Source organism: Pseudarthrobacter sp. CC12, from assembly GCF_039907755.1.
GTDB classification, from domain to species: domain Bacteria; phylum Actinomycetota; class Actinomycetes; order Actinomycetales; family Micrococcaceae; genus Arthrobacter; species Arthrobacter niigatensis.
On the sequence record NZ_JARDJH010000004.1, the window covers coordinates 211,490 to 222,930 of the forward strand.

Below are 11,441 nucleotides of genomic sequence, written 5' to 3' on the forward strand. Positions count from 1 at the left end.
GGCCGACCTGCCGGGGGGCTTTCTACTACCGGGATAGTACCGGGAATCCCCGGCGCATGCGTGGGGCTCGCTTCCCGGGCACCGCTCCTGTCGTAGCCCACCACAGGATCCGGGGTGCGCGTCCGGCGCGCCGCCCGGTTGGGCAGCGGCGCACCGCAGGCAGGGCAGAAGGTGGCACCCGCGCGGATCTGCTGTTGGCAGCGCGGGCAGCGTTCGGGATCAGGCATCACTGCTGGCTGGGTCCTTGCTGGTCTGGCCCTGGCGCTTCGCGCTGCGGGGTTTCCGGCTGGGGCGCCGAAGTTGGGGCGGGCGTTCCGGCGGTCTCCCCCGCGGCGTTGCCGTCGGCGAGGCGGCGGCGCCGCGCAGCAAGGATGCCGCCCACCGCCGGGAGCGCCACGCGGCCGCCGCGCAGTTTGAGGCCATTGCCGGAGTTCATCGCGGTCCGGGCGTCGGCCAGCAGGGAACGGGGCGAGAAGCGTGCCTGCTGCCGCCGCCAGAATCCCATGCCGGAGGTCATTTCCTTGAGCGAACCATCAACGATGGTCCAGTACTCGCGGACCTCCTCCTCGGTGGGTTCCCCGGCTCCGAAGATGGAGGCGTCCGCCCGCCGCGCCAGCATGGTGGTTGTTCCCTGGGTGGCAGGGAACGCTTCGGCCAGCACGGCGGCGCTTTCGCGCCGCGTCGAGCGGGTGTCGACGGCGGCGCCCAGGTCTGTCGCGAGGCTCACCACCTCGTTCCATCCTCCGCCCACACGCTGGGCGGGGTGCCCGTCGCGGAAACGCGACTTCCGCCGTCGCGCCTTCAACAGGCCGATCAGCAGCAGCGGCAGCGCCAGGATCACCAGCGGGACCGCGACGACGCCCAGGGCGCCCAGGAGGGCACCCCAGAAGAGCCAGGGGTTGTTCTTTTTCTGGTCGGCGTCCAGCGCGTCCGGCGATGAATCCGGCGGCAGGTCTGCCGGTTCCTGCGGCGGGGGCGGCGGCTGCAGCACCTGCGGCTTGGGCTTGGACTTGTTTTCGGGGTCCGGCGGGATGGGAATGTTGTCCTTGGGCGGGGTGGGATCGAAGCTGACCCAGCCGACCCGTTCAAAGGCGACCTCAACCCAGGCGTGGACGTCCTTGCCGGTGATCTTCACCTCGCCGGCACCGTTCTCCGGGCTGGTCGGTTCAGGGTAGAAACCCATCACCACCCTGGAGGGGATGCCCAAGTGCCGGAGCATCAGGGACATGGCCACCGCGTACTGTTCATCGTCGCCCAGCATCTGCTTGGCCGTGAGCAGGCTGCGGATACGGGCGGAACCGTGGCCGGAGACGCTGGGCAGCTGGCCCTCACTGACCAGGCCGTTGCTGAACGTCCCGGTTTTCTGGAAGTGGGCTTCGATCTGGCGGACCCGGTCGATGGCCGTGGGTGCATCGGCGGACAGGTCGTTGGCCTGGGATCCCACCACCGGCGGCACTTCCAACGCGTCCGGGAGCGACACCTTGGCGAAGTCGTATTGCGTCAGCTGGCCGTGCTCGAGCTTGACGGGGTCGGAGACCTGGACGCTGTAGGAGTCGCCGCGGGACAGCCCGTTGGTGGTCACGGCGGTGTCGGAGCCGGGGTTGAAGTAGAGGCCGGCAGCAGCGGCGGAGCCGGACTGGTCAAAGCTGATGCCGGTGGTCTTTCGCCCGCCGGGGACAAAGTAGCCCTGGTAGTCCTCGATGTTGATGCTGATCGAGTAGTCGTTGGTGGGCACCACGCCGGATGAGTCGGCGAGGGTGTTGATGGATTTCGCATCCCCCACCTTGCTGAAGTTTCCGGAGCCATTGGGGTCCATGTTGTAGTTGGTCCCGTTGAAGGCATCCAGCGCGCCGAGCCGGACCCGGCCGTCCTTCGGGAGGCCCTTGACCACGAACAGGGTGTCGTCCTTTTTGTCCTTCACGTACGTCCGGAAGCTTGCCAGGGGCGTGATGTAGTCCTTGGGGTCGAACGGGGGCACCACCACGTTGCGGAGGACTTTCCGGTCTTCTCCTGCGCTGACGAGCGGTGCGGCCACCGCGGTGACCCCCACGCTGGCAGCAATGACCCCTGCCGCCATGCCCAGCCGGCGGATCCTGGCCCGGCGTGCAGCGGCCGTGTCTGTTTGCGGGTTGTTGACCGCCACCCGGCGGGTGTTGTTCCGCCGCAGTGCGTCGCGGCGGAAGGTGGCCCAGGCGATGCCGAGGACGGTCAGGCCGATGCCGCGTTCGAGTGTCAGGAACGCGGCGTTGGTGCTGAAGGCGATTCCGGTGACGAACAGGACCAGCACGGGCAGGAGGGGCAGGTAGGGGCTTTTGGCGCGCCAGGTCAGCAGCGCAGCGACGAGCGCCGTGATCAGGGAGCTCAGGAAGGGGACAATGAGCACCCCGCCGGCTGTGCCCACAGGCACGCCGACCGTGAGCATGTCCTTCCAGGCGAAGACGACGCCGAGGAGCAGGGTCCGCAGCGAATCAAGGGTGGGGACGAAGCCGGCGATGGCAGCGCCGGGTACCGCCAGCCAGGTTCCGAGGACCAGGTAGGCGGCGAGCGCCAGGGCTGTAGTGATCAACAGCCCCAGCCGCAGGTGGGCGTTCGCTGCGCCGATGGCCAGGCCCAGCACGATTCCGCCGAACCCGGACAGCAGGTAGTACGGGTCCCCGCCGAAGCTGAGGCCGAAACCGAGCAGGCCCAGGCCCAGCAGGACCACCAGTGCCCAGGCGTCGAGCAGGAAATGCCATGGCGGCTGGCCGTCCACGAAGGGCGACTCCGTGGTGGCCGCCTTGCGGCGGGTACGGGTTGGGGGAATCTGCGTTTGCGGGGAGCGGCCCGGTGCGGTGCTCATGCGGCCGCCTTTCTCAGCACGATGGCAAGGTCGGCCAGGTCGCCGAGCGTCAGGACAGTCAGGTCTGCGATGTTGGCCCGGGTGGGGGCCACCCCGGCTTCCACCCTGACCGCCAGGCTACGTACACCCGGCGGGACGGAGGCGGCGGCGGAGCGGAGCTGGGTTGCCGTCACGTTGCTGCCCACCACGAAGAAGACCACCGAGGCGTTGGGCACGGTGTCGGCCAGGGTCCGGGCGAGGTCGACGGCGGTGCGGCGCATGGGGGCGCCGACGATCCGGGTCATGTCGTCCAGCATGTTGCGGCCGGTTTCGCAGCGCAGGGGGCCCTTTTGGGTCAGGACGTCCAGTTCACGCTGTTCGCGGATGGCCTGCCGGCCGATGGAGGCAGCCACGGAGATGGCCATTTCGAACTCGGTCTCGGAGGCGTATTCCTCGGTGTTAATGGACAGCGAAATGGCCAGGTGGGCGCGCCGGGTTTCCTCGAACTGGCGGACCATGAGTTTGTTGGTGCGGGCGGTGGTTTTCCAGTGGATGTGCCGGCGGTCATCGCCCGGCACATAGTCGCGCAGGGCGTGGAAGGAGACGTCGGCGCTGGAGAGGTCCGTGGTGGGCATGCCCTCGAGGTCGCGGATGAAGCCTGCGGCGGAGCCGGCCAGGGCCACGGTGCGCGGGTGGACGAAGAGGTCCTCCGGGTCGGTCCAGAGGACCTGCCGGCGCAGGAGGTGCAGCGGGTCGGCCCGGACGGAGCGGACCGGTCCCACCACGATGACGGCACGCCGTGCCGTGGGGATGGTGAAGAGGTCCTCGTGGACCTGGCCCGGCTTCATCCGGGGCAGGTGGAACACGGCGGTGGTGCTGCCCACCGGAAGTTCAAGGGCCGCAGGCAGCAACGGCCGCGCGGAGGTGTTGGAGACGGCGATGCTTCCGACCGCGCTGTCCCCCACCGCCACGCGGGTCCGGGCAAGGTCCAGGACCACGCCATAGGACGACCGGCCCAGGATGAAGGCAACGGCGATCACAAACATGGCGAAGGCGGCAATGGCCGCCGCCGTGGCTTCCTGCCAGCCGAAGGCCTGGCCGGTGGCCCAGAGCAGGATCGCGGCGGCCAGGACGGACCAGCCCAGGATGCTGACCACGGACAGCACCGGCCATGCATACTTCAGCCAGGTGTCCCGGACGGACCGCCATGCGGGCGTCAGGGCCTGGAGTGCGGTGCTGCTGGCTTCGGACCACACCGCGGCAGGGTGCAGCCGGGTGGGGCGGCCGTTCCGGTGGAAGAGTTGCCGGAAACGCTCCGCGAACCGGGTCAACGGGGTGCCGCTGGACGTGCCGTCGGACATAGGGGTGTGCCTTCGTTGTTGCGCTGGAATGGAATGGCGGGGGCTGCGGCGGTCGTCCGCAGCCGGGCGGCTCAGGCGTTGGTGCGCTGCTGCGGGGCGGCGACGTCGGCCAGGATCCGGGTCAGTACGGCCTCGGCCGTGGCGCCGGAAAATTCCGCTTCGGGGTCCATCACGAACCGGTGCGTCCACACCACGGGCGCCAGTTCCTTGATGTCATCCGGCAGGACGAAGTTCCGGCCCTGCGAGGCTGCCCAGACCTTGGCGGCCCGGACCATGGCCAGGGCACCACGCACGGACACCCCAAGGCGGGTTTCCGGGGCGTTGCGGGTTTCCTCGCACAGCCTGGAAATGTATTCCAGTACTGCGGTGTCCACGTGTGCCGTTGCGGCGAGGTCTGCCATGTCCGCCACGGCCTGGGTGGTGATGACGGCGGACAGTTCCTTGGAGCGGTCCTTCAGGTTGCTGCCGCCCAGGAGCCTGACCGTGGACGCGTGGTCCGGGTAGCCGATGGAGGTCTTGATCAGGAAGCGGTCCAGCTGGGCCTCGGGCAGGCGGTAGGTACCGGCCTGCTCGATCGGGTTCTGGGTGGCCATCACCATGAAAGGACGGCCCGCGGAATACGTGACGCCGTCCACGGTCACCCGTGATTCCTCCATGACCTCCAGCAGGGCGGACTGGGTTTTGGGCGAGGCGCGGTTGATTTCGTCGGCCAGGACGATGTTGTTGAAGATCGGTCCCTTGTGGAACTCGAACTTCTGCGTCTTCTGGTCGTAGATGGTCACGCCGGTGACGTCGGAAGGCAGCAGGTCAGGGGTGAACTGGATGCGGTTGTTGGAGCCCTGCACGGTGGCAGCCAAGGCGCGTGCCAGGGAGGTCTTGCCCGTGCCGGGTGCATCCTCGAACAGGACGTGCCCTTCGGCCAGCATGGCGGTGAAGGTCAGCCGGATGACGTGTTCCTTGCCGAGCACCGCCTGTCCCACGTTGGCAACCAGCTTTTCGAACGTGTCAGCAAACCACTCGGCCTGCTCAATGGTCATGGTCATGAAAGTTGCTTCCTTTTGATGGGTCGAAAGTTGTCGTGTGGGCCCGGGAGGCCCGGGCCCACACGATGGATGCGGTTGCTAGCGGTTAGGCATGCCATTCGGCGGATTGCAGCCCACGTTGGAGGTGTCGCAGCGGAGCCAGTTACCGGACGCCATCCCGGAGTTCAGGTGGTACCAGATGCCGCTGGGGTTGTTGGACGTCTTGTACCAGACCTGGTAGCGGTCCGCCGTGGACGGGGCACCGGCATCGAGCCACTTGCCGGCACCGGTGCACTGTGAGGGGTTGCCGGCGATGTAGCTGTCAGTCCCCTGGCGGGGCTCCGTGCAGCTGCGGACCGGGCTTGCCGTGACGTACCAGTCCGTGGGCGGGGGCGGTGTGTTGTCCGGGCCGGACGTTGACGTGACCGGACCGCCGACGGCGCCCGGGGTGACCGTGTAGGCACGGACCCGCAGTCTGTGGCTCGTGCTCCAGCCGCCGGCGCCGGCATCAAACTTGTTCGCCTTGCCGACGTTCTGCCAGCCGCCACCATCCATGCTCACCTCGTAGTAGCTGAGGGGCCTGCCGTTCGTCGCCGGGTCATTCCAGGTCCAATGCACCTGTCCATCGCCCTTGGCCGAGGTGCCGCCGTTGATATTGGGGGCGTTGGCAGGACCGTAGGGGTTTCCGGTGCCGATGGCCTTGGCGTCACCGGCCATATTGTTCTTGGTGGACGTGGCAATGATGGTCACGGTGATGTCCCGCCCATTGGTCATGCCACCGATGGTTCCTCCCCCGGCTTTGATCGAGCCGGTCCTGCCGTCGGCGTTGTAGGAGTAGGCAATCTCGGAGGCGGTGGAGCCGTTGCGCTGTGCATCGGTCAACGGCGTGAATGTCACGTCCAGCTGGCCGCTGGTCCCGTTCTCCTTCACCGTTCCAGAGTTGACAGTGCCAGGCTTTCCAGCTGCCCGAATTGCGGCAGACTGCGCGCTAGTGGCACTGGTTCCGGCCTTGTTCGTTGCCGAAACCGTGAAGGTGTAGTTCGTTTCCGAATTGTCCACGGTGACGTTTTGCGAGGTGCCGGCTACCTGCTGGCTGGCAACGGCGGCCCCTCCCCTGAGCGTGGTCAACGTGTAGGAGGAGACGGCGTCGCCGTTGTTGTTGGGCGCCGACCACACGACGCGCAGCTGGCTCTGCGAACCAACCGGCGTGGCCTGGGAGACGCTGGGGGCCGTCGGCGTGGCGGGGACTCCGGCGGGCACCTCGGCCGCGGAATAGGGACTCCATTCGGACGGGTCCTTGGCGTCATTGCGGGCCAGGACCCGGACCTTGTAGGACACGCCGTTCTGCAGGCCCTTCCACACGTAGCTGACTGACGTCAGTCCCTGGATCTGGGCGTTTTGGCCAGCGGGCGCCGGCGAGATTTCCAGGTCGTAGGACTTGACCGGGGACCCCTTGCTGGCCGGCGCGGCCCAGTTGACCGTCAGCTGCTTATCGCCGAACTTCAGCGACGGAGCCTGTGGCGTATCCGGTTTAACGTCCGGACGGACATCGGCGGACGCCGGCGACCGGTCGGAATCACCGAACTCGTTGGTTGCCGTCACCTGGAAGTGGTAGGTGGTGTTGTTGGTCAGGCCATTGAGGGTGCAGGTGTTGGCCGGGCATTCCTGCCGGAATCCGCCCTCCCCGAACACGGTGTACCTGGTGATGGGCGAGCCCCGGTCGGCCGGTGCCGACCAGGTGAGCAGCGCCGTCTGGTCGCCCACACTCTGCGCCTGCGGCGTGGTGGGCGCCGCCGGCTTGTCCTTGACGGTCAGCCGGACCCGCGCAGTGGCGTGCCGGGACGCATCCCCCGTCTTGTCCTCCACCGTGTAGGCCACCACCATGGTTCCGGTAAAGCCCGGCGCGGGGGTTACGGTCACAGAGTCACCGTTGACGCCCACGTTGCCGCTCCCCGTTTCGGTATTGGCGGCGATGATCTTCAGCGGTGTTTCGGGGAACGGGTTGGCGTCGTTGGCGAGCACGTTGATGGTCACCGGCTTGCCGGCGGCGGCGTTGTCCTGCACGTCGTCGTTCGCCACCGGTTTGGGCCGGTTGGAGGCGGTTACTGCAAGCTGGTACGTGGCCGTGGCCTCGAGCCCGCGGGGGTCGATTGCCTTGACCTGCACGGCGGCGCGGGTTCCGGTTGCCGTGGAGTCGGCCGCCGAAACTTTCAGCGTCTTGCCTTCGATGCGTGCAGAGAACCCGCCGGGAGAGTCTCCCACCAGTTCGTACTTCATCTTCTCGACGTCGTCCTGGTCGGGATCTGAGGTGAGCTTGCCGAGGTCGGTGCTGGCCGAGTCACCCTTGGGAACATCCACGTTGGCGCCAAGCAGCTCCGGCGGGTTGTTCTTGTTGGGGTCCGGCAACACCTTGGTGCGGATGCTGAGGGTGGACTTGAGGCCGGCGGGATCGTCCGGCCCGGTACCGTCGGTCACCTCGAAGGTCAGTGAACCGGGGCCCACGTAGTCCGCACCAGCCGTGTACTTCAGGCCGGTGCCGTCGCGCGTTACCGGATCGCCGCCGTCGGCACCGATGAGCTTGATCCTGTCCGCCTGGGTCAGCCGGGGTGAACGTCCTTCCCGGACCTTGACCCATTCCTTCAGGTCGACGTCGACGGATTGTCCGGCCACGACCTCCAGGACCTCGTCCTTGGCCAGTGTGGGGACCTGCTGGCCCAGGCCTGGCACCCAGATGATGGCGGTGGACTGCTGGCCGTCGACGTCTTCCACCGTGTACGGGATCAGCTGTGGCTGTTCGGTGAGGTCCACCAGGACGTTGCCGTTTCCGCCGGGCCGCGCAGTGGTGGCCTCGGTGCTGATCTTCAGGTTTTCGCCCACGCCGTCGGGGTCCTCGTCGTTCTTGAGGACGGGGACGTCCACGGCGGTCTTGCCCATGGCCTGGGCTGATGTCACCCTGTCGTCGCGGGCGATCGGCGCCTTCAGCGGCACGTCGTTGTCCACCACCAGGCGGATGGTGGCCTGGGCGGTGGCGTCCCGGTCGTCGGCGACGGTATAGCGCACGTTGACGGTTCCGGCCTCGTTCGGGGCCAGGAGGATGATGCGGCCGCTGTTCCTGCTGACGGTTGCCTGCAGGGCGGGGTCGGCCTCGATGCCGTCGGTGAGGATGCGGATCCGGTCGCCGTCAGGATCGGTGTCATTGGCGGTAGCGTCGACGGCAATCTGCCGGCCGGGACGCACCCGGACCTCGTCGTCCACCGGGGTGGGTTTCTGATTCATGTCACCGCGGGGCGCGATGCCCACCGTGACGGTTCCCGTGTTCGCTGCCCCCTGGCGGTCCACCACCTTGTAGCGGAAGGTGTCGGTGCCGGCACCGTCCCCGGCGGCGGTGAAGTCGATGAAGTTGCTACCTACTGTGGCGGTTCCCATGGCAGGGGTGCTGTCGATGCCCGTGAGCTGGACGGAGTCGCCGTCGGGATCGATGCCGTCGAGGGGAACCGGGATGCGGACGGTGCCCGCAGCCACCACGCGGGCTGTCAGGTTCCGCGGCTGCGGCCGGGAGTTCTCCGCGCCCTCGAGCGGGAGGATGTGGATGGTCACGGCGGCGGCGCTCTTCTGGCCCTGCGGATCCACCGCGTTGTAGATGGCGCGCACGGTCTTGGGCTGGCTGCCCGCTATGAACCGGAGGGTGTTCTCTGAGACGAAGCTCTTCCCGTCGGCAGGGTCAACCGCCTGCGGCAGGACGGGGTCCACGGTCAGTTCCTGCCCCTGCGGGTGGGTGTCGTTGTCCAGGACGGGGATGGTGACGACGTCGTTGACGCGGACATTCACCTCATCCGGCTTGGGCTGGGGTGCTTCCACGACAGCGGGGGCCGGCACGGGCACCACGGAGACACTGCCGGTGGCGGACTTCTTTCCGTTGGACATGGTGTATTCGAACAGGATGGGGTCCTTGGTTCCCAGGATGTCCGTAATCCGCAGGACGCTGTGGTTGATCACGCTGACGGACACCGTCGCGTTGTCCGGGAGCTTCACGGACTGAAGCACCAGGACACCGCCGGAGGGGTCGGAGTCGTTGGCCAGGGGGTCCAGCAGGACACTGCCGCCGGTGGGCATCAGGGCAACGTCATGGACCGCGACGGGATCGCCGCCGTCGTTGCCGGATTCGACGTCCACCCGGATGAGGCCCTGGCTGCTTTGGGGGCCGTTGCTGGCGATGTACGTCAGGTAGACGGGGCCCGGGGTGCTGCTGCGGAAGGTGAAGGTGCCGCCGTCGGTGACGGGGCCAAGTTCGGCGGGGCCGTTGGCTTCCACCTGGGCCAGGCGGAGGGCACCTCCGTTGGGGTCGACGTCGTTCTTCAGCGGGGAGATGACCAGATCCTGGCCCACCACGGCGGTGACGTGGTCGGCGTTGACCACCGGTGCCAGGGCTCCGGGCGGCTGCACGTTGACCACTACCTTGCCCGTGACGGTGGCGCGGCCGTCCCAGATACTGACCTGGACGTTCTTCTTGCCGGCAGTGGCGCCGGAATCCTGGAAAGTCAGAAGGCCGTCGCGCCGCACCTTGACCTGGTCCTGGTCGTTATCGGCCTTCGCGTCCAGCAGGACCAGGTCGTCGCCGTCGGGATCGATCCAGTCGGTGAGGATGTTCTGGCTGACGGTCTTGCCCTGTTCAACCAGCATGGTGGTGTCTTCGCCGCGCTTGAACTTGGGCGGCTTGTTCTCGTCCGGTCCCACCACGCTGAGCGTGACCTGGCCCGTGGCGGAGAGGCCACGGCCGTCCGAGGCGCTGTAGTTAAAAGTCTCGGTGCCCGGCTTGGCGTCCGCGGGGACGGTGATCTGGAAGGCGGTGCCGCCGTAGATGCTTTCCAGCGTTCCCGATTTGGGTGCAGCCTCGGGCGCCACGGCAGCCGTCAGGACGTCGCCGTCGGGATCGGAGTCGTTGTCCAGGACGCTGAGGATGGTGGTGCGGCCGGGGCGGACTCCGACGGCGTCGGGCTTGGTTTCCGGCGGACGGTTCGGTTTGGTGCGGTCCGGCAGGATGTTAATGGTGTTGTTGTCCGCCGACTCCTGGTCCTGGTCGTCGGACTGGTTCTTGGGCGGGATGACGTCGTCCCAGTTGTTCACCAGCTGCATGTTCTGGTTCACCAACCACACATTCCCCGAGTTCACATCATTCAGGACCACCAGGTCCCGGTTCACCCGGAAAACATACGACGGCGACGCACTCGCCTTGGGCACCGCCACATTCTTATCATCAGCATCATTGACGCAATCCCGGACGTACTTGTTCGCACCCGACCACGCCGCATGCACGCACCCGCCCAACTGCACCGGCGCCGCAGGGACGCCCTCGCCGTCGAACCCCACGGTCTTCGCCGTTCCACCATCCAACGGCTGCTTCAACAACGCCTTCCGCGTCGCCACCGCCACCACATCACTGCCCGGCCCAGGCTGCTGCAACTTCGCATCCCGCGCATTATCCAACTGCAGCCGCTTCCCACCAGGCAGGAACAGGTTTCCCGCAGCAGCATCCAGCAGCACCGGCTGGTCCCCCACCACCGTCATCTGCAAATCCCCGGCACCCTTAAGCCCATCCCACGTACTGGACTCCGACGACACCACACCACCCTCGGCATCAACACCGGTCACCGTCACCACACCAGTCTTCGGATCCGCCGAATAAATCCGGTCATCAGACCCCACCACCGACACCAGGCCCGCCGAACCCACCAAAACCGGCTCGGACGCTTCCTTATCAAAACCATTCACCGTGGACGGCGACACCGCCCACACCTTCCCCGACGCAGCATCCGTCACCGAAATCGTCCGCGCTCCAAAACTCACATCAGCCGCCCCCGGCAACTGCTTGTCCCCACCCAGGCGCATATTCGCCGACGACACCTGGTTCAACGTCGAACCAGACTCATCATCAACAAAAACCTCACCGGCATGCTGCAACACATCAAACGTCGACGACGCCGGCGTCACCGCGCCATCCAACACCCGCGACGGATAATTCAACCGCCCCACAGCATTCTTCGACTTCGAAACAACCCACACACCACCGTCATTCAACTCCACCTCAGTGGTCTTAAACCCCGGATACAACACAGCACCCGTCACCACCACAGCCACCACAGCACCAAACGCCGTACCGGTGACGAGTTTCTTATGTCGCTTTTTCAGCCCGAGCTTCCCCAGCAGAGTTGTCACAGCGTTAATTTCCCTCAGATTGTGTAG

Annotated in this window: 4 protein-coding genes and 1 pseudogene; all 5 read right to left on the bottom strand. The window is 66.9% G+C overall.

Annotation, left to right across the window (positions count from 1 at the left end):
* Positions 1 to 149: 149 nt before the first annotated feature.
* Positions 150 to 227, bottom strand: a pseudogene (locus PV772_RS05420) (zinc-ribbon domain-containing protein); the annotation flags it as partial.
* On the bottom strand, positions 227 to 2,839 hold the full coding sequence (locus PV772_RS05425; RefSeq protein WP_347885557.1) for a transglutaminase-like domain-containing protein: 2,613 nt from the start codon (positions 2,837 to 2,839) through the stop codon (positions 227 to 229). The gene PV772_RS05425 and the pseudogene PV772_RS05420, both read right to left, overlap by 1 nt.
* Positions 2,836 to 4,179 (bottom strand): DUF58 domain-containing protein, encoded by a 1,344-nt coding sequence (locus tag PV772_RS05430; RefSeq protein ID WP_141161089.1) that lies wholly within the window; start codon positions 4,177 to 4,179, stop codon positions 2,836 to 2,838. Before PV772_RS05430 ends, PV772_RS05425 begins: the two co-directional genes overlap by 4 nt.
* Before the next feature lie 71 nt (positions 4,180 to 4,250).
* The gene (locus tag PV772_RS05435; protein WP_141161090.1) at positions 4,251 to 5,222 is read right to left on the bottom strand and encodes a MoxR family ATPase; all 972 of its coding nucleotides are present in this window, start codon (positions 5,220 to 5,222) and stop codon (positions 4,251 to 4,253) included.
* 78 nt (positions 5,223 to 5,300) lie between these two features.
* Complete coding sequence (locus tag PV772_RS05440; RefSeq protein ID WP_347885558.1) at positions 5,301 to 11,414, bottom strand: Ig-like domain-containing protein; 6,114 nt, start codon at positions 11,412 to 11,414, stop codon at positions 5,301 to 5,303.
* Positions 11,415 to 11,441: the final 27 nt, after the last annotated feature.

Bases quoted from the DNA above. Each gene is read 5' to 3' on its own strand.
- PV772_RS05425 (WP_347885557.1), bottom strand. From the start codon at position 2,839: ATGAGCACCGCACCGGGCCGCTCCCCGCAAACGCAGATTCCCCCAACC.
- PV772_RS05430 (WP_141161089.1), bottom strand. From the start codon at position 4,179: ATGTCCGACGGCACGTCCAGCGGCACCCCGTTGACCCGGTTCGCGGAG.
- PV772_RS05435 (WP_141161090.1), bottom strand. From the start codon at position 5,222: ATGACCATGACCATTGAGCAGGCCGAGTGGTTTGCTGACACGTTCGAA.